This is a genomic window from Radicibacter daui (assembly GCA_030657355.1).
Classification (GTDB): Bacteria; Pseudomonadota; Alphaproteobacteria; order Radicibacterales; family Radicibacteraceae; genus Radicibacter; species Radicibacter daui.
Map to the genome: position 1 here is coordinate 4,021,526 of CP131056.1, position 24,012 is coordinate 4,045,537.

Annotated in this window: 26 protein-coding genes and 1 tRNA gene; 14 read left to right on the forward strand and 13 right to left on the reverse strand. The window is 62.3% G+C overall.

Annotation, left to right across the window (positions count from 1 at the left end):
• Positions 1-120: 120 nt before the first annotated feature.
• Positions 121-996: an aldo/keto reductase gene (locus QTL98_RS18755; protein WP_445679986.1), complete on the reverse strand. Its 876-nt coding sequence runs from the start codon at positions 994-996 to the stop codon at positions 121-123.
• A gap of 240 nt (positions 997-1,236) precedes the next feature.
• Between QTL98_RS18755 and msrA the strand changes: the two genes are divergently transcribed.
• From msrA to QTL98_RS18795, 8 genes are all read left to right on the forward strand, one after another.
• Positions 1,237-1,761 (forward strand): peptide-methionine (S)-S-oxide reductase MsrA, encoded by a 525-nt coding sequence (gene msrA, locus QTL98_RS18760; protein ID WP_445679987.1) that lies wholly within the window; start codon positions 1,237-1,239, stop codon positions 1,759-1,761.
• A 146-nt stretch (positions 1,762-1,907) separates the two neighbouring features.
• On the forward strand, positions 1,908-3,173 hold the full coding sequence (gene dcm / locus QTL98_RS18765) for a DNA (cytosine-5-)-methyltransferase (RefSeq protein ID WP_510637593.1): 1,266 nt from the start codon (positions 1,908-1,910) through the stop codon (positions 3,171-3,173).
• Positions 3,166-3,621, forward strand: coding sequence for a very short patch repair endonuclease (locus tag QTL98_RS18770; RefSeq protein WP_445679989.1), 456 nt, complete (start codon positions 3,166-3,168; stop codon positions 3,619-3,621). The genes dcm and QTL98_RS18770 overlap by 8 nt, the downstream gene beginning before the upstream one ends.
• The gene (locus QTL98_RS18775) at positions 3,618-5,018 is read left to right on the forward strand and encodes a type II restriction endonuclease (protein WP_445679990.1); all 1,401 of its coding nucleotides are present in this window, start codon (positions 3,618-3,620) and stop codon (positions 5,016-5,018) included. The genes QTL98_RS18770 and QTL98_RS18775 overlap by 4 nt, the downstream gene beginning before the upstream one ends.
• A gap of 54 nt (positions 5,019-5,072) precedes the next feature.
• Complete coding sequence (locus QTL98_RS18780; protein ID WP_445679991.1) at positions 5,073-6,023, forward strand: LysR family transcriptional regulator; 951 nt, start codon at positions 5,073-5,075, stop codon at positions 6,021-6,023.
• Positions 6,024-6,150: 127 nt separating this feature from the next.
• Entirely contained in the window at positions 6,151-6,861 is a 711-nt protein-coding gene (locus QTL98_RS18785) for an SDR family NAD(P)-dependent oxidoreductase (protein WP_445679992.1), read from the forward strand.
• A gap of 50 nt (positions 6,862-6,911) precedes the next feature.
• Positions 6,912-7,148 carry a tautomerase family protein gene (locus QTL98_RS18790; RefSeq protein ID WP_445679993.1) on the forward strand — a complete coding sequence of 79 codons (237 nt, stop codon included), beginning with the start codon at positions 6,912-6,914 and terminating at the stop codon, positions 7,146-7,148.
• Positions 7,149-7,247: 99 nt separating this feature from the next.
• A complete protein-coding gene (locus QTL98_RS18795) occupies positions 7,248-7,736 on the forward strand; it encodes a DUF3237 domain-containing protein (RefSeq protein ID WP_445679994.1) in 489 nt (162 codons plus the stop codon).
• Positions 7,737-7,808: 72 nt separating this feature from the next.
• Here QTL98_RS18795 and QTL98_RS18800 read toward each other — a convergent pair whose 3' ends face one another.
• The 3 genes from QTL98_RS18800 to solA form a co-directional block, all read right to left on the reverse strand.
• Positions 7,809-8,378 (reverse strand): hypothetical protein, encoded by a 570-nt coding sequence (locus tag QTL98_RS18800; RefSeq protein WP_445679995.1) that lies wholly within the window; start codon positions 8,376-8,378, stop codon positions 7,809-7,811.
• A 251-nt stretch (positions 8,379-8,629) separates the two neighbouring features.
• Positions 8,630-8,714, reverse strand: a tRNA-Leu gene (locus QTL98_RS18805).
• 78 nt (positions 8,715-8,792) lie between these two features.
• Complete coding sequence (solA, locus tag QTL98_RS18810; RefSeq protein WP_445679996.1) at positions 8,793-9,950, reverse strand: N-methyl-L-tryptophan oxidase; 1,158 nt, start codon at positions 9,948-9,950, stop codon at positions 8,793-8,795.
• A 251-nt stretch (positions 9,951-10,201) separates the two neighbouring features.
• Here solA and QTL98_RS18815 point away from each other — a divergent pair, with 251 nt between their 5' ends.
• Both QTL98_RS18815 and QTL98_RS18820 read left to right on the forward strand, forming a co-directional pair.
• The gene (locus tag QTL98_RS18815) at positions 10,202-10,702 is read left to right on the forward strand and encodes a disulfide bond formation protein B (RefSeq protein WP_445679997.1); all 501 of its coding nucleotides are present in this window, start codon (positions 10,202-10,204) and stop codon (positions 10,700-10,702) included.
• On the forward strand, positions 10,702-11,268 hold the full coding sequence (locus QTL98_RS18820) for a demethoxyubiquinone hydroxylase family protein (RefSeq protein WP_445679998.1): 567 nt from the start codon (positions 10,702-10,704) through the stop codon (positions 11,266-11,268). Before QTL98_RS18815 ends, QTL98_RS18820 begins: the two co-directional genes overlap by 1 nt.
• Before the next feature lie 96 nt (positions 11,269-11,364).
• Here QTL98_RS18820 and QTL98_RS18825 read toward each other — a convergent pair whose 3' ends face one another.
• The 3 genes from QTL98_RS18825 to QTL98_RS18835 all read right to left on the reverse strand — a co-directional run bounded on the left by QTL98_RS18825 (position 11,365) and on the right by QTL98_RS18835 (position 14,294).
• Positions 11,365-12,633, reverse strand: coding sequence for an OmpP1/FadL family transporter (locus tag QTL98_RS18825; RefSeq protein ID WP_445679999.1), 1,269 nt, complete (start codon positions 12,631-12,633; stop codon positions 11,365-11,367).
• A 118-nt stretch (positions 12,634-12,751) separates the two neighbouring features.
• On the reverse strand, positions 12,752-13,318 hold the full coding sequence (locus QTL98_RS18830) for an HNH endonuclease (protein ID WP_445680000.1): 567 nt from the start codon (positions 13,316-13,318) through the stop codon (positions 12,752-12,754).
• 298 nt (positions 13,319-13,616) lie between these two features.
• Complete coding sequence (locus QTL98_RS18835) at positions 13,617-14,294, reverse strand: alpha/beta hydrolase (RefSeq protein ID WP_445680001.1); 678 nt, start codon at positions 14,292-14,294, stop codon at positions 13,617-13,619.
• Positions 14,295-14,356: 62 nt separating this feature from the next.
• On the opposite strand from QTL98_RS18835, the gene gluQRS reads away from it, so the two are divergent.
• Complete coding sequence (gluQRS, locus tag QTL98_RS18840; protein WP_510637502.1) at positions 14,357-15,241, forward strand: tRNA glutamyl-Q(34) synthetase GluQRS; 885 nt, start codon at positions 14,357-14,359, stop codon at positions 15,239-15,241.
• 6 nt (positions 15,242-15,247) lie between these two features.
• On the opposite strand, the gene upp is transcribed toward gluQRS, so the two are convergent.
• Complete coding sequence (gene upp, locus QTL98_RS18845; RefSeq protein ID WP_445680002.1) at positions 15,248-15,898, reverse strand: uracil phosphoribosyltransferase; 651 nt, start codon at positions 15,896-15,898, stop codon at positions 15,248-15,250.
• Between the two features lie 255 nt (positions 15,899-16,153).
• On the opposite strand from upp, the gene QTL98_RS18850 reads away from it, so the two are divergent.
• Positions 16,154-17,074 (forward strand): diguanylate cyclase, encoded by a 921-nt coding sequence (locus QTL98_RS18850; RefSeq protein WP_445680003.1) that lies wholly within the window; start codon positions 16,154-16,156, stop codon positions 17,072-17,074.
• A 19-nt stretch (positions 17,075-17,093) separates the two neighbouring features.
• Here QTL98_RS18850 and QTL98_RS18855 read toward each other — a convergent pair whose 3' ends face one another.
• On the reverse strand, positions 17,094-17,822 hold the full coding sequence (locus QTL98_RS18855; protein WP_445680004.1) for a TerC family protein: 729 nt from the start codon (positions 17,820-17,822) through the stop codon (positions 17,094-17,096).
• A 280-nt stretch (positions 17,823-18,102) separates the two neighbouring features.
• Positions 18,103-18,399, reverse strand: a complete 297-nt coding sequence (rpmB, locus tag QTL98_RS18860) for a 50S ribosomal protein L28 (RefSeq protein ID WP_445682191.1) — start codon at positions 18,397-18,399, stop codon at positions 18,103-18,105.
• Between the two features lie 555 nt (positions 18,400-18,954).
• Here rpmB and QTL98_RS18865 point away from each other — a divergent pair.
• Positions 18,955-19,425, forward strand: a complete 471-nt coding sequence (locus tag QTL98_RS18865) for a hypothetical protein (protein ID WP_445680005.1) — start codon at positions 18,955-18,957, stop codon at positions 19,423-19,425.
• Positions 19,426-19,462: 37 nt separating this feature from the next.
• Positions 19,463-20,152 (forward strand): hypothetical protein, encoded by a 690-nt coding sequence (locus QTL98_RS18870; RefSeq protein WP_445680006.1) that lies wholly within the window; start codon positions 19,463-19,465, stop codon positions 20,150-20,152.
• Between the two features lie 100 nt (positions 20,153-20,252).
• On the opposite strand, the gene lpdA is transcribed toward QTL98_RS18870, so the two are convergent.
• From lpdA to odhB, 3 genes are all read right to left on the reverse strand, one after another.
• On the reverse strand, positions 20,253-21,656 hold the full coding sequence (gene lpdA, locus QTL98_RS18875; RefSeq protein ID WP_445680007.1) for a dihydrolipoyl dehydrogenase: 1,404 nt from the start codon (positions 21,654-21,656) through the stop codon (positions 20,253-20,255).
• Positions 21,657-21,782: 126 nt separating this feature from the next.
• Positions 21,783-22,547, reverse strand: a complete 765-nt coding sequence (locus QTL98_RS18880; RefSeq protein ID WP_445680008.1) for a substrate-binding periplasmic protein — start codon at positions 22,545-22,547, stop codon at positions 21,783-21,785.
• Positions 22,548-22,752: 205 nt separating this feature from the next.
• The gene (gene odhB, locus QTL98_RS18885) at positions 22,753-23,973 is read right to left on the reverse strand and encodes a 2-oxoglutarate dehydrogenase complex dihydrolipoyllysine-residue succinyltransferase (protein WP_445680009.1); all 1,221 of its coding nucleotides are present in this window, start codon (positions 23,971-23,973) and stop codon (positions 22,753-22,755) included.
• Positions 23,974-24,012: the final 39 nt, after the last annotated feature.

Consider the following 24,012-nt stretch of genomic DNA (forward strand, 5'->3'; position numbering starts at 1 on the left):
CCCAAGCGGCAAATTGAAACGCCACCGGGCGGAAGGCTTCAGCCGGCAAAAATAAAAACCTGCCCCGGCAAGCGCCGGAGCAGGTTTTTGTCGGTCCGCTGACAACGCAGCCGGCTTGCCTCAGGCGGCCGCCTTGCCCGCCTTGTCGAGCGCGGCGAATTCCTCATCGCTGAGCGTGACGCCTGCCGCCGCCACATTCTCCTCCAGGTGTTTGACCCTGGAGGTACCGGGGATCGGCAGCATCACCGGGCTGCGCTTCAGCGTCCAGGCAAGGGCGATCTGGCTGGTGCTGGCACCATGTTTTTTGGCCAGCGTGTCGAGAATGCCGCCCGGCTGGGTCAGTGCGCCCGCCGCCAGCGGATACCAGGGGATGAAGCCGATCTTCTGGCTTTCACAATAGTCCAGCACCGCCTCGCTGCCCCGATCCGTGAGGTTGTAGCGGTTCTGCACCGTGGCGACGGGGAAGAATTTCTGCGCCGCCTTGATCTCCTCCACGCTCACCTCGCTGAGGCCGGCATGGCGGATGATACCCTCCTTGATGAGCTGGCGAATGGCATCGAACTGCTCATCGCGCGGCACCTTGGGATCGATGCGGTGCAGCTGCCAGAGGTCGATGCGCTCCAGCTCAAGGTTGCGCAGGCTCTTGTGTGCCTGCTGGATCAGATATTCCGGCCGGCCGACGGGGATCCAGCGGTCCGGCCCGGTGCGGGTAAGGCCGCCCTTGGTGGCGACCACCAGCTCCTTGGGATAATCCGGCCCCAGCGCCTCGGCAATCAGCTCCTCGGAAACATCGGGACCGTAACTGTCGGCGGTATCGATGAAGGTGACGCCAAGTTCCGGCAGGCGCTTCAGCGTGCGCAGGGCCTCGGCAGGATCGGCGGGCTCACCCCAGATGCCGCGGCCGGTGATGCGCATGGCGCCATAACCCAACCGGTGCACGGAAAGATCGCCCCCGATGGCGAAGCTGCCGGAAAGGGCAGCAGTGACGGTGCTCATGAAAATTTCCCCCGATGTGAAGTCTGAAGAGAAGATCGGGACAGGACGCGCCACAAGGATTGCGCCGCTGCGGGCGGGCGCCTTGCAGTTGCCATCACGTTCGCGTGAGAGGCCCGGCGCAAGAACTCCTGACCGGTTGGATCTGGGACCGGGCGCGCCTATCTACAAGCCCGTGATCCGCGACCAGTTTGCCGCAGCGGCAAAGGCCCGGCGACTGGCAACCCAAGGAGATTTCCCGAGATGGCAAACCAGAAGGCGATTTTGGCCGGCGGCTGTTTCTGGGGCATGCAACAGTTGCTGCGCCGCAAGCCCGGCGTGATTTCCACCCGCGTGGGCTATACCGGCGGCGATGTTGCCAACGCCACCTACCGCAACCACGGCACCCATGCCGAGGCGGTGGAGATCGTCTTCGATCCGGAAGAGATCAGCTACCGCGAACTGCTGGAATTCTTCTTCCAGATCCACGACCCCTCCACCCGCAACCGCCAGGGCAATGATGTGGGCATGAGCTATCGCTCGGCGATCTATTACGAGAGCGAGGAGCAGCGCGAGATGGCGCGCGAGACCATCGCCGACGTCAACGCCTCCGGCCTGTGGCCTGGCAAGGTGGTGACCGAAATCGCCCCCGCCGGCCCATTCTGGCAGGCCGAACCCGAGCATCAGGATTATCTGGAGCGCATCCCCAACGGCTACACCTGCCACTTCGTGCGGCCCGGCTGGCGCCTGCCGCACCGGGATGAGGTGCGCAAGCTCGCAAACGGCTGATAACGCATATTAAATGAGGGAAAGGCCCGCGTCGGCGAAACGTCGCGGGCCTTTTTCATCAAAGAACAATACGGGAACATTTTCTTGAGATCTTGGAATTCGGCGCGCACACTGCCAATCTCCCCGATCAGAGAAAGCAGCATGTCATGCCTACCCCGGAATCAGCAGAAAGCGGCTTCCTGCCGTTTGATGATTGGTCAGGCAACGCACTGAACCAGGAAGCGAACATACTCAAAGTGCTGAAACGAGTACCACGACGCTCCGGCATCACCGCCAGACATGAACGGGCCCTGGAACGAGGACTCTTCGAGACCGCGGGAAATGGCGCCAATGCGGAGCAGACGCCGCCGCTGGCATTTCGTTTCATTGACCTGTTTGCCGGCATTGGCGGTCTGCGTATCGGCTTTCAGGGTATTGGCGGGCACTGCGTTTTCACCTCGGAGTGGGATAAACACTCGCAGCAGACCTACGCCGCCAACTTCCGTGACAATCACCCGATAGCCGGCGATATCCGGGAATATTCCAGCGATCCGGACCGCATTCCGGAACATGACGTTCTGCTGGCGGGTTTCCCGTGTCAGCCCTTCTCGATTGCGGGCGTCTCCAAGAAAAACGCTCTCGGCCGGCCGCACGGTTTCCTGTGCGATACGCAGGGCACTCTTTTCTTCGACACCGCGCAAATCATCGCCCATCACCGCCCTGCGGCGTTCCTTCTGGAGAACGTCAAGAATCTTGAGCGTCATGATCAGGGCAGAACTTTTGCCACGATCATGAATGTGCTGACCAACGAGCTGGGCTACCACGTCCAGACGCGGGTTATCAGCTCACGCTCCTGGGTTCCTCAAAAGCGGGAACGTATCTTCATTGTCGGCTTCCGGGAGCCAACCGAATTCGATCTCGCCTCGCTCGTCCTGCCCGAAGATGGCCCGACGCTCGGCAGCGTACTGCTGCCGCATGGCGAGGTTGATGCCAAATACACCCTGACACCGCGGCTGTGGGAATATCTGCAGGCCTACCGCGCCAAACATGAATCCAAGGGCAACGGCTTCGGGTACGGCCTTTTTGGCCCGGGAGATGTCGCCCGCACCCTGTCTGCCCGCTACTACAAAGACGGGTCCGAGATTCTGGTGGACCAGCCCGGCCCGCGCCCGCGGCGTCTGACGCCGCTGGAATGTGCCCGGCTGATGGGGTTTGATCGCGGGGATCGCCGGTGGGTCATTCCGGTATCGGACACCCAGGCCTATCGCCAGTTCGGCAATGCCGTGGTTGTGCCGGTGATCGAGTTCCTCGCCAACGCCATGAAGCCATTTCTGGCCAGGGCACTGGAAAACCGGACGGCGCATGATCTGGCCGAACGGCCGACCATATCGATCACCCGCCCGGACAGGGTTCGCGCCGTCGCCAATGGTTGATGTCGTCTCCCCGGCAGTCCGCAGCCGGATGATGGCGGGCATCCGGGGGTCCAACACAAAGCCCGAACTGGTGGTTCGAAAAGGGCTACACGCACGGGGCTTTCGCTTCAGGCTGCATGCCGACGATGTTCCGGGCAAACCAGACCTGATCCTGCCACGCTTCCGTGCCGCCATCTTTGTCCATGGCTGCTTCTGGCACGGCCACCACTGCCACCTCTTCAAATTACCGTCGACGAGGCGCGAATTCTGGTCGGACAAAATCGGCCGCAACCGGATTCGCGACAACACAGTACGAGGTCAGCTTGATGAGACGGGCTGGCGCCGCCTTGTCATCTGGGAATGCGCCCTGAAGGGACGCACGCGTCTCGGCGTTGATGACGTTTTAGACCGGACTGAAGCCTGGCTTCGCGGTAGTGCAACCAACGGAGAAATTGAGGGCAGAACATGATCGGCCAGGGAGAGTTCAGATTTGAAGAGCCTGGCGCCGACGCGGACCTGCTGCGTGCGCTCCTGGAAAAATCCGACCAGGTTCTCGTCAAGAAACTCTCCAACAATGATCGAAACTGGTCGAAGCAGAAAGAGGACGAAAACGGGCTCCCTGTTCCTGGAAAACGCCAGAACAATCAGGCCGGCATCTACATTCCCAAAGAGCAGCGTGACAGCGGCTTCTTTCCGCCGCTCGCGGCGAAGCAGCGTGAGCAAGCTGACGCCGGTCAAATTTACGAAGTCTTTATCGAGACAGTCTGGCCTCAGTCCGGCCCCGGTTTGCGCCAGAGCCGGCTCGTCAATTACAGAAGCAAGGGCGAAGAGACTCACCTGACCCGCGTTCCGGGTTCCTGCTTCATCGACCTGCTCCCGGCCTCACTGTTGATAATGGGCCGGGTAAGAGGAGGTAACGAACCGCTTTATGAATGCCTGACCATCGATTCAGGCAGCCCCGAAAATGATCTCGTTGAAGAGACCTTCGCCCTGCATGCCGACTTCCTCGTCGGTACATTTGAACCTGAGTCTGTGCGCGCCGGCGAGCGGGAGAAAATCCTGAGCTTTGCAGAGCAGGTGATTGCCGCCTGGCTGGCCGGGACAATCGAGAGCTTCGCCAAAAGTCACGCGGCCATGCCTGCGACCATCGACCTTGCCCGGTTGGCACAGCAGGCATTTCTAAAAAAACATAGCCCTGCAGCTATCGACCCTTTCGCTCTCGAAAGGCCTGGAGATGTACTGCGCGAGATAAGCCGCGATATTGAATGGGACATTTTTCGTGAATTTCAACGGCGCGAACGTGCCGTCGCACTCGTGCGTATCGTCCTTGGTGATGCCCCCAAAAAGCTGTCTCTTGCGGACGTCATAAGGGCGCTCGTGGACGAATTTCCACAGATTGATGCGCTGTTGCTATCGGCCAGCCAGCAACGCAAGTCGCGTGCTGGTTATTCATACGAGCATCACATCGAAGCAATGCTCAAAGGGGGTAATATCCCCTTTGAAAAACAGGTGATTATCGAGGCCAAGAAACGACCGGATTTCATATTGCCATCACTCGGCTTTATCGACAGCGGCCGGGAAGACGCCAAATCCGGCATGATCCTGAGCGCGAAAACCACATTGCGCGAGCGCTGGAAGCAGGTTCAGCGGGAGATGGGAAACCGCAGATTATTCCTGACCACAGTTGACGAAAACATCGCCGGCAACGCTATCGATGACATGGCATCGCTGGGCGTCAGCCTGGTCGTTCCGGAACGGCTGCTGGAATCCAGAGAGACCGAGTACAGAGGTCACAGCAACGTCATGAGCTTCAGAACGTTCTGCGACACTCAAATCACGCCCCACCTCGCATCCTGGACCTCCTGACCTTACAGTCCGCTCCCCTCATCTAATGTCTTTCGCTCGCAAGGTGACACGCTGATGGACCGCATCGACGCGATGAAGGTGTTTATCGCTGCCCTTGACGAAGGCAGCCTCGCCGGCGCCGGACGCAAGCTGGGTAAATCGCCCGCCGCCGTCAGCCGCGCCATCGCTTTTCTGGAACATCATGTCGGCGCCGAGCTGCTACATCGCACGACACGATCGCTGAAGCTCAGCGAAGCCGGTGAGCGGTATGCCGCTGCCTGCCGGCGTGTGCTGGGAGAGCTGGAAGAAGCCGATATCATCGCCGCCGGCGAGCGCTCTGCGCCCCGCGGGCTCCTGACCATCACCGCTCCGGTGGCGGCAGGCGAGGAGATTTTACGGCCCATCGTCGAAGACTTCATGGAGGAATATCCGGCCGTCAGTGTGCGGCTCTATTTCCTCGACCGGCCGGCGAACCTCATCGATGAGGGCATCGACCTTGCCTTGCGCATTGCGCATCTGGCCGATTCTTCGCTGATCGCCCTGCGGGTTGGCGAGGTGAGGCGGGTGGTGGCGGCCGCTCCGCGGTATCTGGAGGCCAATCCGGTGATCCGCGAACCAGCGGACCTTGCGCAGCACCAGATCATCGCCATGACGCATTTCGGCATCGACAGCTGGAGTTTCCCGCCAGCGCCCGGCAGTAGCGTTCCGCGTGCCGTGCAATTCAACCCGCGCCTCATCGTTAACAGCATTCGCGCCGCGGCCGCGAGCGCTGTGGCGGGGCGCGGCGTGACCCGCATGTTCTCCTACCACATCGCCGATCCGCTCCGGGCGGGCGCGCTCAAAATCCTGCTGGCAGCAGACGAGGCGCCGCCGCTGCCGGTGCATCTCATCGCCCCGCAAGGCCGGCTGCAGGTACCCAAGGTGCGCGCTTTTGCCGATTTCGCCGCTCCCCGCCTCAAGGCCCATTTCGCCCGCCTTTCGATAGAGGCGGAGAAGGCCTGCATCGGGCCGCAAGACCGGCGATAACATAGCCATTCGACCGATACACGGAAGAAAGACTGCCGACTAGCGGGCATTCGCTCACAATTCGATTGATCCTAGTTGTTGAGGGCCGGCGGAACAGCCGGAAACCCTCTCAGCAACGAGGTTCATCATGAGCAGCGAAAAGAAGGTCGTTATCATCACCGGCGCCTCTCAGGGCATCGGCGAGGCTCTGGCCAAAGCCTATCTCGACCGCAACTGGCGTGTGGTTGCCACCTCCCGCTCCATCAAGCCGTCGAACGACCCTGATGTGTTGACTGTCGCTGGCGATATCGGCGATCCGGCAACCGGCCCGAAGGTGGTAGCGGAAGCGCTGAAGAAGTTCGGCCGCGTCGACAGCCTGATCAACAATGCCGGCATCTTTGTCGCCAGCCCCTTTACCGGTTACACCGCCGAGCAGTACGCCCAGGTGGTCGCCACCAATCTCAATGGCTTTTTCTTCATCAGCCAGGCCGCCGCCGCGGCAATGGAGAAGCAGGGCAGCGGCCACATCGTCAGCATCACCACCGCGCTGGTGGAGCATCCGCTTTCCGCAGTGCCCTCCGTGCTGGCCTCCCTTTCCAAGGGTGGTATTGCCGCTGCCACCGGCAGCCTTGCCATTGAGTATGCAAAGCGCGGCATCCGCGTGAATGCCGTTGCACCCGGCATCATCAAGACGCCGATGCATGCGCCCGAGACGCATGACTTCCTCTCCGCCCTGCACCCGGTCGGCCGCATGGGCGAGATGGCCGATATTGTCGGCGCGGTGCTCTATCTGGAAAACGCCGGTTTCGTGACAGGTGAGATCCTGCATGTCGATGGCGGACAGGCTGCCGGCCACTGACCGGTTCTCCCCCCTTTGCCCCACCAGCTTTTGACGACAGGAGAAACATCATGCCGATCGTAACCGTTCAGGTAACCCGCGAGGGCACCGGGCCCGGCACCGACCATGTTACCGAGGAGCAGAAGGCTGCCATCTACAAAGGCATGAGCCAGGTACTGCTCGATGTACTGGGAAAACCGATGGACTGGACCTGGGTGATCTTCCAGGAAGTCGAGATGGAGAACTGGGGCTGGGGCGGCATGCCGGTTGCCGAATACCGCAAGCGGCTTCAGGCAAAATCCGGTTAAGCTCTTATGCCAGCATAAGCGGGCGCCGGTGCTTCAATTGCCGGCGCCTGCGCCTGCCTTCACGGTGACCGCTATCAAAAACATGGGCAAGGAGACGCCATGACCACCACCAAACCCCGCCATCCCCCGCTGCCGGCCTTGCGCTCCCGCCCGCTTTTTATCGCTGAAGTCACCGTGTCAGCTGTGCACGCCGCCGGGGGACTGGAAGGGGCAAAGAAGCGCATTGCCGATGTCTCCGGCGGCAGTTTTTCCGGCGAGCGGCTGACGGGCACGATCCTGTCCGGCGGGACGGACTGGCTCACCGAACGCAGTGACGGCGCCCTGCTGCTCGATGCCCGGGTGGTGCTGGAAACCGCAGACGGCGCCCTCGTCGGCATGAGTTACACCGGCATGCGCCATGGAACAGCCGAGGTGATGGCACGCCTGGCCCGCGGCGAAGAGGTGAGCCCGGAAGATTATTATTTCCGCATTCAGGCCAGCTTCACCACATCCGACGAGCGGTACAGCTGGCTCAACGACATTCTCGCCGTTGGTGTCGGCCACCGGCAGGCGGGCGGGCCGATCTATGAGGTTTATGAGATTCTGTAAGGCGATCACCAACCGACGCTGATCTGCTTTGTCAGGACATCAGCAGATAAATCCAATCCCGAATATCAAGAATTATGAATTTTCGGGATCATCAGCCTCATCACCGCCCTTCGCGGGCGTCGGGCCAAAGAGCACGCCCCACGCACGGCGGCTAACATACCCGCCGGCCGCCATCATTTCGGCCGCCTGATCCTCAAGTCCACCAGGGTATCTGACCCGATAACGGATTTGGCTTAGCGCCAGAGATAAGTCAGCGAGATCGTCGGCCGTAAACTTAACTTGTTTTATATTTTTCTTGTGAATTCGCACCGCGGTAATCTCCTCAGGAGCATTCGGACTCCACTCCCAGCGAGAATGAACTATCGCCTGCCTATATTCGTTCAGAGAAATAATTTCAGCGTAACAAGCCTTAAGAACTTCCTTTTTAGGTCCGTTTAGCTGCTCAATCACCCGCACTAACCACAGGTCCAGCACAGCGCTAAATTGCGCGTTGTTCATTGCTGCTGGAAGGCTGTCGCTTTCAGCAAATGAAAGCAGTGTTTGTTCGAAAATATCAGACTCTAGAAAGCCCCATTGAGAGACAATCGAGCCGATCAGATAAATCTCTCGCTCCGAAAGTTCCGTATTCAGGCCATGTATCATTCTGCCTCCCCTTAGGGCTCAGAAGATTGTTCCAGAATCGATTAGCGTGATGCGGGCGCCACACAGCTCGCCACATTCGGCGCGCCTACCGCTCTTCTTTAATGCCTGATAAAAGCAATATGGATGTTAGGCATTCATTGAAAGGCTGATCGGGACGCCTTTGGCGACTATTTCCACCATCGCTTTTAGAGCGACAGCCTATGCGACCCGTTAGGCAAACGACGACTTTAGGTCCTGATATCAGGAAGAGATGGTGCGGGCGGTCGGAATCGAACCGACACTCCTTTCGGAACCGGATTTTGAGTCCGGCGCGTCTACCAGTTTCACCACGCCCGCAGCGCTGTCAGGCGCCGTTTCTGCCATGAAGGGCGCCGGCCTGTCCAGCAGGGAACAGCAGCAGGGCCCTGTCGGTTTTCAGGCAGCCGCTGCCTTTGCCATCAGCTTCTCGAAGGAGAAGGCGCCGATGGACAAATCCGTGCCTTGTTCCAGCGCCAGATCGGCAAGGATTTCGCCGATCACGCTGGCGAATTTGAAGCCGTGGCCCGAACAGGGAGAGGCGATGACGATCCGGTTGCTGGCCGGTGCCAGATCGAGGAGAAAATCCTCCCCCGGCAGCAGCGTGTAGCGGCAGGTTGAATAACGGACCGCCCCCTCCGCCAGAAGCGGCAGGCGCCGGGCAGCAAACTCGCCCAGCAACGCCTTGTCTGCCGGATTGGCAGGAGCGTTCGGCACTTCCGGGTTGATCGGCTCCCGGAAATGAGCGTGTTTGCCGATCTTGACACCATCCCCGCCAAGATGCGGAAAACCGAAGAACGAGCCCTCCTCGCCCTCGTCGCGCAGGAAGACCGGCATCCGCCCGAGCGCTGTCGCCAGCGGGTCTTTCGAGCCAAACCAGCCAACCACCTGACGAATGGGGACGGCAATGCCGGCGAGCTCCGGCACCAGCCCGGCGATATAGCTGCCGGCGGCGACGATCACCGAGGCGGCACGGTATGCTGTATCGCCCGCCCGCACCGTCACCCCTTGCCCGTCCGGCTCGATGGCCGTGACCCGTTCGCCAAAATGCAGTTCGGCGCCGGCATCGCCGGCGAGGCGCAGCGCGGCCAGAATAGCGCGCTCTGGCCGCACGAAGCCGCCCTGTGGCTCCAGCACGGCGACTTCCCCCTCATCCAGCTGGAAAGCCGGGTATCGGCGTGCCATCTGCTCCCGGTCCAGCACCTCACGGGCAAGGCCATGCATCTTGCAGGAGGCGAGCACACCGGAGACGATCTTGCCCTCCGGCCGGCCGATCTGCAGCACGCCGGTGATGGTCAGCAGCTCTTCCCGGCTGGCAGCCTCCAGCGCCCGCCAGTTAGCGTAGGCGCGGTGCAGCAGCGGCACATAGGACGGGTCCTCGAAATAACCGAGGCGGATCAGCCGGCTGTCGCCGTGGGAGGAACCATCGGGGTTGATGAGACTGGAACGCTCTATGCCCAGCACACGCTTGCCTCGCGCGGCAAGCTGCTGCACGGCATGCGCCCCCATGGCACCAAGACCGACGACGATGACGTCAAAAGCGCTACTGGCGCCCATGGCTCTTTTCCTCGATAGCGTCAGAGACACGAGAGATGTGCCCTGTTGCCGCCGAGAGTGGCGCGACTGGCATCCGGTTGTAAAGACAACTTGGTCTCTTTCCGGCAGGACGCGACCGCTTGCCGCTTGCCTGCCATCTTTGCTCTCTTCATTAATAAGTTCCCGGGTTTGCCTGCCGGCAAATCGCTTCGCCAAAACCCACGCGGCCGCTCTTTTCCGCCGCCCGATGGAATGCCCCTTCCGGAGTTCCGATGCGCCTTCTGTCCGCCCGCCTCCTTCCCCTGTGGGCCGCCCTTACCAGCCTTTTGACCATGAGCTATGTGTGGTTCGCCCAGCATGTGGAAGGTTACGTGCCCTGCCACCTCTGCCTGCTGCAGCGCAAGCCGCATGAGGCGGCCATCGTGGTGGGCCTGCTGGCGGCACTGACCTGGACAAAACAGCGCTCGCTGAGCCTGCTGCTGCTTGTATTGCTGCTGGTGCTCTATCTGATCGGCGCCGGGATTGCCGGTTACCATGCCGGTGTCGAGCAGCAATGGTGGGAAGGCCCCTCCAGCTGCACGGCGGGTGCCAGTGGCGCGCAGTCTCTGGCCGAACTCAAGGCCATGGTGCTGGCGGCGCCGGTGACGCGCTGCGAAGATATCCAGTGGACCTTCCTCGGCCTTTCAATGGCGGCGTGGAACTTCCTGCTGTCGCTGGGTCTGGCCGCCATCACCGCCATCGCCCTCAAGGGCCGTTTTGCGGAGAAGAACTGATGAGCCCTGCGCCCGCCCGCACAACCGGCCGCGGTCGCCTGCCCGGCGACCTGAAGCCCCGAGACCTGCTGGCGCGGGTCGTGCGGGTGGACCATGCCGGCGAATTTGGCGCCCAGCGCATCTATTCCGGTCAGATCGCCAAATTGCAGAAAAGCGAAAAGCGCCCCCTGCTGGAACATATGGCCGGACAGGAGCAGGAACATCTGGAGGCGTTCGAGGAAGAGCTGCGCCGACGCCATGTGCGCCCCACGCTACTGCATCCGCTCTGGAAGCTGGCGGGCTACGCCCTTGGCGCCGGAACCGCACTGTTGGGCGAGCGCGCGGCCATGGCCTGCACGGTGGCGGTCGAAACCGTCATCGACAACCACTACCAGCAGCAACTGGATGTGCTGGGAGACGACGAAGCTGCGCTCAAGGCCCGGATCGAGAAATTCCAGGCCGAAGAGCTGGAACACCGCGATATCGGCCTTGAGAACGAAGCCGAACTGACGCCGGCCTACGAGTTGCTGAGCGCCCTTATCCGCACCAGCACCCGCGCAGTGATCTGGGTGGCCGAGCGGGTCTGACCTGCAGGCCACCCTTCTCAACCGGACAAAAACAAGGGCCGCTTCCATCCCCCGAAAGCGGCCCTTTTTCCTTCCCCCCGAAAGGGTCTCAGCGTCTCAGAACTTCAGGCGACCCTGCAGGCCGATGATATGGACCTTGCCGCTGCTGGAAGCCTCAACCTGAGAGAAGCCGCTGGCGCGGGACAGGCTGATGTCTTCGTCCGAGATGTTGATGTAGGTGTAGGCAGCGTCCATGCTGAACACATCGTTGAACTTGTAGCCAAGACCGGTGGAGAGCCACAGCCGGTTACCATCCGGCGTGCGCGAGGTACGGTAATCGTCCTGCGTCGGTGTCTCGTCGTACTGGATGCCGGCGCGGATGGTGAGGCTGTCTGTCAGATCGTGCTCACCGCCAATCGAGAAAGCGAAGGTATTCTTGTAGTTCTGTGCCACGGTCGTATCGAGGGCAGCATTATCGGCATCCACCGCAATTTCCTCGAAATTGCTCCAGCCAAACCAGTTGACCGATCCCATCACACGCCAGTCGGGAGTGATGTCGTAGACGGCGCTTACGATTGCCATGTCGGGCAGGTCAAGGCCGGCGCTGCCATCCGAGGTGATCAGCGTTGCACCGGCATTGGAGAAGAGCGTCGCGGTTCCGTCGAGCTTGTGAGAGATCGCGCTGCGGTAAGAAGCGCCGAGCGTCAGCGGCTGCACGGGCTTGTAGGTCATACCGACGTTGAAACCATAATCCCAATCGTCACCCTTGACCCGGTAGAGCCGGTCCGTCGTGGTTGAACCGGTAACGGGGACCGCTGCTTCCAGCGTTGCTTCGGCACGCTGGATATCCACCCCGGCACCGATAGAGAACTGGTCATTGATCGCATACGCGATCGACGGGCTGACCTGATAAACCTTGAGCTCCGTCTTGGTGGAGTCATAGCGGCCGAACCAGGTCCTGCCATAGTCGCTGGCAAGGCCGAAGGGGGCACCGGCATGAACGCCAAGCCAGAGGTCGCCGTCCATCAGCGACATTGCTGCGGCACCAAACGGCACTGGCGTGGGGTCATAAGGGTTGCCGGGGTTGCCACTGCCCGCATTGGCCACACCGCCAAAGGTGGTGCCCTCGTCCTTGAGATCCGCCGAAGGGATAAGCAGATTCACGCCGGTTTCGGCCTGAAACTTTCCGCTCAGCCCGGTCATGTTGGCCGGGTTGAAATACATGCCGGCGACATCGTCGGACATGGCGGCACTGCCCGCGAAAGCGCGGCCGATACCGGTGACGGATTGTTCCTGGATGTAGAAGCCGGCGGCGCTGGCCGAGCCGGCGGCAATCAAGGCTATAGCGGCGCTGCTCGCGGCAAGCGCGTTCCTGAACGTCGACATGTTTCCTCCCAAGCGGTTACCGCCTTGCCGCAGGCCGTTTGCCAGCCTTGCGGTTTCACTTTTATGGCTTTTTTGTAACCGGATCGGGAACGGACGTCCAGATAATTAGATAAGATATCTAATCTTCGTGATCGAGCTCGGAATCCCAGTATAAAAAATCCCGCCAACTTTCGTGAAGATAGTTCGGCGGGAAGCGTCTTCCATTTTCTTGCAGCTGCCAGGCACTGGGCCTTTCAGGACTGTGCCTGAGGTGCATGCCCACCTCGCGCAGCGTCTTGCTGCCCTTGCGCGAGTTGCAGGGGGAGCAGGCCGTCACGATGTTTTCCCAGCTCGTGCGCCCACCCTTCACCCTCGGCAGCACATGGTCGAAGGTCAGGCTGTGGCTGCCCGGCCGCGACCCGCAATACTGGCAGGTGAAATCATCGCGCAGGAAAAGGTTGAAGCGGGTAAAGGCCGGCTTGCGCGAGGAGGAGACATATTCCTTGAGCGAGATAACCGACGGCAGGCGGATTTCCATGCTTGGCGAGCGCACCACGCGGTCATACTCGCACACCACATTGACGCGGTCCTGGAACACCGCCTTGATCGCCTCCTGCCACGGCAGAAGCGACAGGGGGAAGTAGCTGAGCGGGCGAAAATCCGCGTTCAGTACAAGGGCCGGACAGTCACTGGGAGGCGGGGTCACCCTCACGGCACTCCTTCGTCAACCTGCGCTGGAGGCCTTTCGCCTCCGACCCGGATGGCCCGAGCGGTCAACCGGATCAACCTTCATGCAATTTGTATCGCAAGCCCTATGGCACCACAATATCTGGATCGGATTGCGATAACGATCCCCTTATAGGAAAATAACATGACCGGGAAATGACGCCAGTGCCCGCAGTCACAGAAAGCGCCGAAAAAACAAGACCTCCTGCGGCATTTTCGCCGCAGGAGGTCTTGTCCGGGGCCTTGCGGCCCAGTCTTTCTTCCGCCCCGGCGACGGCTCAGCTGCCGACCGTCTCCAGAAGGTGCTGCTGCAGGAACTCGCCGGCTAGGCGAATGCCCTCCATATCGATGCCATGGGCAAGGCCCGGCCGGCGCACCGCCTTGACGCTAAAGCCGTTTTCCGCGAGCGCGCGGCCGGCAATCTCCAGCATTTCCACCGGCACGATATCGTCGCGGTCACCATGCACCAGCAGCACCGGCGGACGGGCCCGCACCTCGCGCGGCAGACTGGCCGGGTCGATGAGCGCACCGGAAAAGCCGACCACGGCACCGACAGCGGACTGCCAGCGCGGTGCCACGAACAGGGACATCATGGTGCCCTGCGAAAAGCCCACCAGTGCAATACGGGAAGGCAGCACCTTGTGCTTGCGCATCTGCTCATTGATGAAGGCATCGAGCACCGGAGCGGCCGACCGCACGCCGCGAATGCGCTCTTCCTGCGAAAAATCGCGCAGCGGAAACCACTGGTAGCCCATCGGCGCCATGTCGAAGGGTTGCGGCGCGTTGGGGGCGATAAACAGGGCATCGGGCAACATCTGCTGCCAATAGGGCACCAGTCCGATCAGGTCATTGCCGTCAGAGCCAAGCCCGTGGAGCAGGATGACAAGCTGTTCCGGCGGTTTTCCGGAAAGCGGCGGAACGGAAGGGCCGGAAAGGCCGGGCAGGGTCGTGCTCATGGCCCAAGCTTTTCCGCTGCCGGCGAGGGGCTGTCAAGCCGGCCCCTCTGACGCAGCCCGGCTTGATTGCCCCGGTCCGTGCGCCCTATTTTCCTTCCATGCACTTCATCACCCGCTTTGCTCCCAGCCCTACCGGCTACCTGCATCTCGGCCATGCCCGCTCGGCGCTGCTGTGCGCTGCCCGGGCCACTGCGGAGGGCGGGGTGATGCTGCTGCGCCTTGAAGATATCGACCGCACGCGTTGCCGGCCGGACTATGCCGAGGCAATTCTGGAAGACCTTACCTGGCTCGGCCTCAACTGGCCGCAGCCGGTGCGCCGGCAAAGCGAGCATCAGGCCGATTACGATGCCGCCCTTGCCCGGCTTGCGCAGCAGGGGCTGGTCTATCCCTGTTTCTGCTCCCGCAGTGCGTTCCATGCCCGCCTGCCCGCCATCGGCCCGGACGGGCCGGTTTATGACGGCTTCTGCCGCCCCCTCTCCCTGGCAGAAAGAGAGGCGCGGCTTGCCGCAGGCCACGATCATTGCTTGCGGCTCGACCACAAGGCCGCCATGGCACTGGCGGGCCCGCTGGAATGGCTGGACGAGCGTACCGGCACCGAGTTCGCCCGGCCCGAGTTCCTGGGCGATGTCGTGCTGGCCGGCCGCGAGAACGGCACCAGTTACCATCTGAGCGTTACGGTGGATGACGGATTGCAGGGCATCACCCATGTCATCCGCGGCGAGGATCTTTTCCACGCCACCCATATTCACCGGCTGCTGCAGGCCGTGCTGGGCCTTGCCACGCCGGTTTACCATCATCATCCGTTGATCATCGATCCGGCAACCGGCGGCAAACTCTCCAAACGGGACGGCTCGACGGCCCTGCGCCACTTGCGTGAGCAGGGCCTCGCCCCGGCTGATATCGCCCGGATGGCCGGCACCGGTATGGCGCCGACCCCAGGTGGATAGAGCGCGTTACTTGGTGCCAAACAGCCGGTCGCCCGCATCCCCGAGGCCGGGCAGGATGTAGGCGTTTTCGTTGAGCCGCTCATCAAGGGAGGCCGTGAAGATCTGCACTTCCGGATGCGCCTTGGAGAGCACTTCCACCCCCTCGGGCACAGCGACCAGCGCCATGAAGCGAATGGCGTCCTTGGGAACGCCGTTCTTGACCAGAATGTCCACCGCATAGGCGGCGGAAAATCCGGTCGCCAGCATCGGGTCCACCAGCAGGAAGGTGCGGCCTTCCGGGGCTGGCAGCTTCACCAGATATTCCACCGGGCGCTTGGTCTCATGGTCACGGTAAAGGCCGATATGGCCGATACGGGCAGACGGCACCAGTTCCAGCAGGCCGTCTGCCATGCCAAGGCCGGCGCGCAGGATGGGCACCACCGCCAGCTTCTTGCCTTCCAGCTTGGGCGCATCCATCTCCACCAGCGGGGTACGGATACGCTCCAGCCGCATCGGCAGGTCGCGCGTCATCTCATAGCCCATCAGCATGGCGATCTCACGCAGCAGCTGCCGGAAGCTCTTGGTCGAGGTCGTCTCATCCCGCATCAGCGTCAGCTTGTGCTGGATCAGCGGATGGGTGACGACATGCAGCGACGGATAGAGCGGATGTGCGGCCATGAAGCGGCTGAACCTTTGGATTGCAGGCCGGCAGACAGCCTTTGACAGGCGGCGCCGGCGAAAATTGAAACTGGCCTTGCCGCTGTAAGGAAGGCGGATAAAGGCAGGATGCCCGAAGATTAGCCGCTCCCTGACCTAATGCAACGTTTGCGCGGCTGGCCGCTTGTGGCATGTGAAACGGGAGAGCTTCCGGTGCAGCAGCACCCCACTGCCGCGCCGCCGCTTTCAAGGCTGCCGACTGATGCCTGACGGACGATGAAGACGAACAAGAAGGCCCCGCCTGCCCCAGCAATCACCGCCCTGCCCGGCCGGGCAGGGGAGGAAATTGCGCCCACCAGCCTGCCGGCGCTACTGGCAACGGTGATCGACGATTACCTGCGCTGGGTCGGCCTGTGGCATCGCACGCAATTCTATGGCCAGCCGCTGCCAGCTGCCGCCGAGCCGCCCGCCTCCTTCGCGCGCTGGCGCACGGCGCTGGAAGCCCAGCAGCTTGCCCCGCAACCGATCGTGGCCCGGGTACTTGAAGACCAGCAGAAGCTGCATGAGCTTGCCCGCACCGCCCTTGCCCGCCACGGCGGACATCCGGGCGGCCCGCCGCTGGCCGACTATCAGGAGATCATCGGCACCTACGAGGCGCTGATGCGGCAGCTGCGCCGGGTGGAGCGCGCCTCCAACCTCGCCGCCTCCGGCATCGATCCGCTCACCGGCCTGCGCACCCGCGACGGGCTGCGCGACGAGCTTGAGCGCGAACTGGAGCGGCTGCGCCGCGGCGGAGAACCCTTCTGCCTGGCCATTGCCGACATCGACCATTTCAAGGCCGTCAACGACCATTATGGCCATGATGGCGGCGACCGCGTGCTGGAGGCAACGGCCGCCCGCATCGGCCAGGCGATTCGCACTTTCGACGATGCCTACCGGCTGGGCGGAGAGGAATTTCTGCTCTGCCTCAAGCGCACACGGCTGGAAGATGCCTTCGGCGTGCTGAACCGCCTGCGGCTTGGCATGGAAGCAAGCCCGATTCCCCTGCCCGGTGGCGGCACCGTCACCGTCACCTCATCCTTCGGCCTCGTCGAGGCGGGACCCGCCAGCGAGATCGACGATCTGCTGGTTGCAGCCGACAAGGCGCTTTATCGCGCCAAGGAAGCCGGCCGCAACCGCATCGAGATCGCCGGCTGAACCTCGCTGTTCCCGGGCCTCAGCCCGCGCTGCCGCCACGCCGGCGGCGGGCAAACAGCGTCAGGCATTCGACACCCAGCGAGAAGGCCATCGCGGTATAGAGATAACCGCGCGGAATGTGGAAATGCAGGCCGTCGGCCACCAGCGCCACGCCGACCATCAGCAGGAAGGCGAGCGCCAGGATCTTGACGCTCAGATGCTTCTCCACGAAACGCGCCACCGGCTCGGATGCCACCAGCATGACGATGATGGCCAGCACCACCGCCGCAATCATCACCGGCAGGTGCTGCGACATGCCGACGGCGGTGATGACGCTGTCGAGCGAGAAGACGATATCGAGCATGACGATCTGGGCCACTGCCGCGCCGAAGCTGCTGGCCTTCGCACCGCCACCGCTGCCGGTCTCTTCATGCCCGTCGACCGTATGGGCGATTTCCATCGTGCCCTTGACGATGAGAAACAGGCCGCCGCCCAGCAGGATGATGTCGCGCCAGGAGATGTCGAGATCGAACAGCGTGACGATCGGTTTTGTCAGCGACACGATCCAGGCAATGGAGGCCAGCAGCGCGATGCGCATGACCAGCGCCAGGATCAGGCCGATGCGGCGGGCCATCGGCTGCTGCGCCGGCGGCAGGCGCGAGGAGACGATCGACAGGAAGATGATGTTGTCGATGCCGAGAACGATCTCCAGCACGGTCAGGGTTGCCAGCGAGAGCCAGGCTTCCGGGCTGGTCAGGAGGTCGAGCATAAGGGTCAGTTTCCCCGTAAGGCGAAGGCTGTTGCCGGCGGAATTTCCGGGACAAGGCCCCTCGCCCTGCCGTTACCGCCCGCGCTCATGTGGGAGCGCGGCGCCGATTTTCCAGCACCTGGCGATACATTTTGTCGCAAGGTCATCCTGCCGCCACCGCCCGGAGCACCTGCTGCGGCCTTGGTATTCGCACAAAACAAAACCCGCTGCCGTTTCCGGCAGCGGGTTTTGTTTTAGGGCAGCGCCCTGATCAACGCCCCTTTTCAGGAAGCAGTAAAGATCAGGCGGCTTCCTTGTCGGCGAGCGCCTTCTTGATCTGGCGCTTCAGACGACGGGCCTCAACAGAGAGGTCCTCATCCTTGGTGCCGACCAGGAACGAGTCGATGCCACCACGGACATCAACAGTGCGGATCGCATGGGTAGACAGACGCAAACGGACAGTACGCTCCAACGCCTCACTCAGCAGCGACGTGACCTGCAGGTTCGGCAGGAAGCGGCGCCGGGTCTTGTTGTTGGCGTGGCTGACGTTGTTGCCGGTCTGAACGCCCTTGCCGGTAACGGCGCAACGACGGGCCATAGCTTCAAACTCCGACTTCAGATCGCTGGAAGCGATCGGGATCATCCATTAAAACAAGACGGGCGCCACAAAGGGACGCCCTGTTCGAGGGCTGGTGTGTAGCGATGCGAACGCCCGACGTCAAGCACGGCCGTACATGCGATGCCGTTCAATATGCATAAGATTGTGCAGGGCGGGACAAAAAGCCGCTCCTGGAAGCACGATGACAAGAGCTCCACGGGTGCGCCGCCGGGCGTGGCCGGGCTGGAATGGCTCAAATCCGCAAAAGACAACCCATTGAAAAACAACAAACAACACCGATTCATCTCGATAACGACCTGTCAAGCATTTTTCGTAAAAAACCTTGTGCCGACAGGCGACTAACGTTATAGTCATTTCTAATCAGGTAGAATTTTTGTGTCGTCGGGGAGACGCAGCAGGATGCTCGACCCTCTCTCTTCGGCGCCAGGCCTAGTCGTGTCCGGCAGAGCGGCAGCCCCGCAGGTGCCGTCAGGATCTTCGCAAAGGGCGCCTTCAGTCCCGCCGGCTGCAGCAAGTGCAGCGCCGGACCCTTCTTTGCACCCCAATTCAGCTGCTTCCAGCGCCCGCGTGACCGGCAGCGGCGACGGATCGCTGTTCAAGGCACAGCTCATCGCATCGGGTGATTCGGGGCGTCCCGCCACCACCGCGGCCGCTACGTCCGGCGATTCCGGTAACGATGCCACCCAGCAGATCAGCCCGGAAGAGCGAGCCCGCCAGGCCGAGGAAGAGCGCGAGCGGCAGCAAATCCAGCTGCATGAAGCGCTTGCCGGCAATGGCCTCGTCGATGCGCCGGAAGTGGAGCTGTTTGCTGAACTCAGCGGCCTTGATGCCGCCGATGTGCGCGCAGCCGTTGCCGGCGCCAGCCCCGGCGCACTCGATCTACCCATCATTCCCCTGCAGCATCCGGTCGCCGTGGCGCAGCAGGCCAGCACCGAATCGGCACAGGAAGGCGGCCTCAGCCTGCAAGGCAGCACCGCCCTTCTGCATCTCGACCTCGTAACCTGAAAGCCCACGCCAAAAGCGGGGGGAGGTTTAGCCAATCATGGCCGTCAACTCGATCAGCAACCCAGCCTATAATGTCCTGACCCCGAGCGGTGCCGGCAATGTCAGCACAGCGAGCGGAACGGGCAGCAGCAGCTCATCTTCCTCCAGCACGTCGAGCGACTCGAATGCCGCCGACCCGCTGGCAGGAACGGACGATTTCACGCGCGGGCTTGCCGAAAGCAACCCGGACCTTACCAGTGCGCTGACGACCCTGCGCACCACCTCGAGCCTGCTCGGTCTTGCCGACAGTTCGGTGAACACGGCCCTCTTCAATGCCAGTTCCAGCGCGTCCAACCCTTACCTTTCGGTCCTGAGCGCGGCCTACCTCGATCCGATCAACGAGGCCTATGGCAACTTCCTCAAGACACAGGCGGGTAGCGGCAGCGATGTCGGCAGCAGCACTGTCGAGTTGACCGACAATGTTTCGGCCGTCGTGACCGGCGTTGCCGATGCCGGCAACTACACGGTGAGCTACGACAAGGACAAGAAGCAGTTCTCCATCACCGATGGCACCACCACGGTGACGACGGCACTGCCGACCGCAAACAGCGACGGCACCCGCACGCTGGACTTCAAGAATGGCATCACTCTCAACATCGGCAAGGGCTTCAATGCCAATGCCGATTTCGAGGATCAGGCCTTCTCCGTCTCCTATGCGGACGACGACAGCTCCAGCTCAAACGGCTGATTGAATTCCCGCCGCGCGCGGGCAGGCAGATCGCAGGACAAAAAAACGGCCCCGGAATTCCGGGGCCGTTTTCTTTTCAACCAGGCTCGGGAGCCGATCCTCAGATGTGGATCGCCCGCGCATCAACGGCCAGAGCCGCTTCCTTGATGGCTTCGGCGAGCGTCGGATGGGCATGGCAGGTGCGCGCCACGTCCTCGGCCGAACCGCCGAACTCCATGATGGCCACGATCTCGTGGATATTCTCGCCGGCATTGGGGCCGATGATGTGGCAACCCAGCACGCGGTCGGTGGTGGCATCAGCGAGAATTTTGACGGAGCCATCGGTCTCGCCGACAGCCCCGGCGCGGCTGTTGGCCAGGAACGGGAACTTGCCGACCTTGTAGGCGATGCCTGCTTCCTTCAGCTGCTCTTCCGTCTTGCCCACGCTTGCCACTTCCGGCCACGTGTAGACCACGCCCGGAATGACGTCGTAATTCACATGGCCCGCCTGGCCGGCGTAAATCTCGGCCAGCGCCATGCCTTCGTCCTCGGCCTTGTGGGCGAGCATCGGGCCCTTCACCACATCGCCGATGGCATAGATGCCGTTGACGTTGGTCTTGAAGTGATCATCGATCACCACCTTGCCACGCTCGACGGTCACACCGACCGCATCAAGGCCGAGGCCGTCGATATAAGCGCGGCGGCCGACGGAGACGAGCACCACGTCGAATTCCTGGGTCTGGGCTTCACCGCCGGCAACCGGCTCCCAGGTCAGCGACACGCCGCCGGCCGTCTTGGCAGCACCGGTCACCTTGGTGCCGGTCAGCACTTCCATGCCCTGCTTCTTGACGATCTTGGCCATGTCCTTGGCAGTGCCGACATCCATGCCGGCCAGGATGTTATCGAGGAATTCGACAACAGTGACCTTGGAGCCGAGGCGATGCCATACGGTGCCCAGCTCAAGGCCGATCACGCCGCCGCCGATCACGGCAAGGCGGCCTGGAACCTTCTCCAGCGCAATGGCGCCGGTAGAGGACACGATGGTCTTCTCGTCGATCTCGAGGAACGGCAGGCTGGAGGGCTCGGAACCGGTAGCGATGGTGATGAAGCGCGTCTTGAGCGTGCTGACGGCGCCATCGGCGCCCGTCACTTCAACCGTGTCACCGGCGGTGATGCGGCCGGCACCCTTGACCCAGGTAACCTTGTTCTTCTTGAACAGGCCTTCCACGCCGCGCGTGAATTTGGAGACGACGCCGTCCTTGCGCTTCATCATCGTGGCGAGATCGAGGGTCGGCGCCCCAACGCCGATGCCATGCTCGTCCAGATGAGCAGCCTCGACAAACTTCTCGGAGCTCTGCAGCAGCGCCTTGGAGGGGATGCAGCCGACATTGAGGCACGTACCGCCGAGCGTCGCGCGCTTCTCCACGCAGGCGGTCTTGAGGCCGAGCTGCGCACAACGGATGGCGTGCACGTAGCCACCGGGACCGCTGCCGATAACGACAACGTCAAACTGCTGATCGCTCATCTTCTGAAATTCCTGCTTCGGGTAACCGATAGAGGCGAAAGTGTAAGGGTTTGGTTCCGGCGTTATATCAACCGACGCGCGGTCGGGGCAACGCCGGTGGCCGCATGCCTGATGCTTATTGAGTGCTTATTGGCCGGGATTTTCTTCGTTCCCGTCCGCAGGCGGCAATTCCGACTTGTTGGCGAAACCTTCGCCGGACGGGTCTATCTGCGCCAGCACGGCATCGACGCGGCCGGCATAGTCCTGCCGGCGAAAATAGATCGGATAGAGATTGGGGGTGAAAAGCGGATACTCGAAGACCTTGATGTTGGGCAGCGTCTCTTCCACCAGCGCCCGCAGGATCCTTCGCTCCCCCACCATGAGATCCACCCGCTCGCGTTGCGCCATCAGCACCTGAACCGGTGACTGGGTCTCTTCGTGATAATTGGGGGCCGCCGCCACAACGTCCCGAAACGCGTCTCCAAGCACCCGGTGTGCTCCTGGAAAAGCAATGATGCGCCAGTTGAGCAGATCGGCCACCGTCTGCGGTGGCGGCTCCAGCGGGCGCAAGGCGATGGCGACGTTGCGATAGACGAGAAACGGACGCGTCGGATAGATGCCCTCATGACTGGCCGGCAGGCCGGGGGCCACGACATCGACATCCCCGCTCGCAAGCGCAATGGTCAGCCGCAGGGCCGGCAGGGAAACCGGCTGCATGGAAAAGCCGGCGCGCCGCAATATCTCGCCAACCAGCGCCACTTCGCTGCCGGCAAGGCCGCCATCGCTTGCCTGCACCACCAGAGGTTCGATCGGACGAAAACCGATCCGCAGTGTCGTAAGCCTGCCCTGCGCCGCCGGATCGTCGGCACGGGCGGCCGTCGCTCCCCACAGGGCCGCAAAAGCGAGCAACAAGGCAAGGCCGGCGCCGGATACACGACGGCGCCCTTTTCTCTTCTGTGAGGGAGACAAGGCTTGCGGGTGCATCGCGAGAGAATAACCCGCCGAACGGCCAAAGACACCGCCCCATAAGGACAGGATAACAAATTAAAACGCCGCCCCTCCATGGGAAGGGGCGGCGCTTTCAGGGCTTACCGAATTTCCGGCTGCAGGCCGGGAATTACAGATCCAGCAGCAGGCGGCGCGGATCCTCGATCGCATCCTTGATGCGGACGAGGAAGGTCACCGCTTCCTTGCCGTCGACGATGCGGTGGTCGTAGCTCAGCGCCAGATACATCATCGGGCGGATTTCAACCTTGCCGCCAATCGCCATCGGACGTTCCTGGGTCTTGTGCATACCCAGGATGGCCGACTGCGGCGGATTGAGGATCGGGGTCGACATCAGCGAGCCGTACACGCCGCCATTGGAGATGGTGAAGGTGCCGCCGGCCATGTCCTGCATGGTCAGCTTGCCGTCACGCGCCTTCTTGGCGTAATCGCCGATGCTCTGCTCGATGCCGGCGAAGCTCAGCTCGTCGCAGTCGCGCAGCACCGGGGTCACGAGGCCCTGCGGGCCGCCGACGGCCACGGAGATGTCGTAGAAGTTCTTGTAGATGATGCTGTCGCCGGAGATCTCGGCATTGACCGCCGGGATTTCCTTGAGCGCGGCAACCGCAGCCTTCACGAAGAAGCTCATGAAGCCAAGGCGCACGCCATGCTTCTTCTCGAAGCCGTCCTTGTACTCGTTGCGCAGCGCCATGACGTTCGTCATGTCGACCTCGTTGAAGGTCGTGAGCATGGCAGCGGTGTTCTGCGCTTCCTTGAGGCGGCGGGCGATGGTCTGACGCAGGCGCGTCATCTTGACCTTCTCTTCGCGCTCACCGGCTTCACGCGCCGGACCCGTCGCAACCGGAGCGGCAACCGGGGCCGGAGCAGCGGCAGCGGCCGGCTTGGCGGCAGCGGCCGGCTTGGCGGCAGCCACATCTTCCTTCAGCACATGGCCCTTGGGGCCGCTGGCGGAAACGCTGGCAAGGTCAACGCCCTTGTCGGCGGCCAGCTTGCGCGCGGCCGGGGAGGCAGCCACCTCGCCCGCCGGAGCGGCAGCCGGGGCCGCAGCGACCGGCGCCGGTGCAGCGGCAGCAGCCGGCTTGGCCGCAGCGGCAGCACCTTCGGTGATCACGCCGATCACGGTGCCAACCTCAACGGTATCGCCCTGCTTGGAGATGATCTCGCCCAGCACGCCGGCGGCGGTGGCGTTCACTTCGACGGTGACCTTGTCGGTCTCCAGCTCGCACAGCGGTTCATCGACGGCGACGGCATCGCCAACCTTCTTCAGCCACTGGGCAATCGTCGCCTCGCTGACCGATTCACCCAGAGCGGGCACTTTGATTTCAGTTGCCATGGTTTCTCGACTTTCGCGTTTCCTGGGACTGATCTTTTA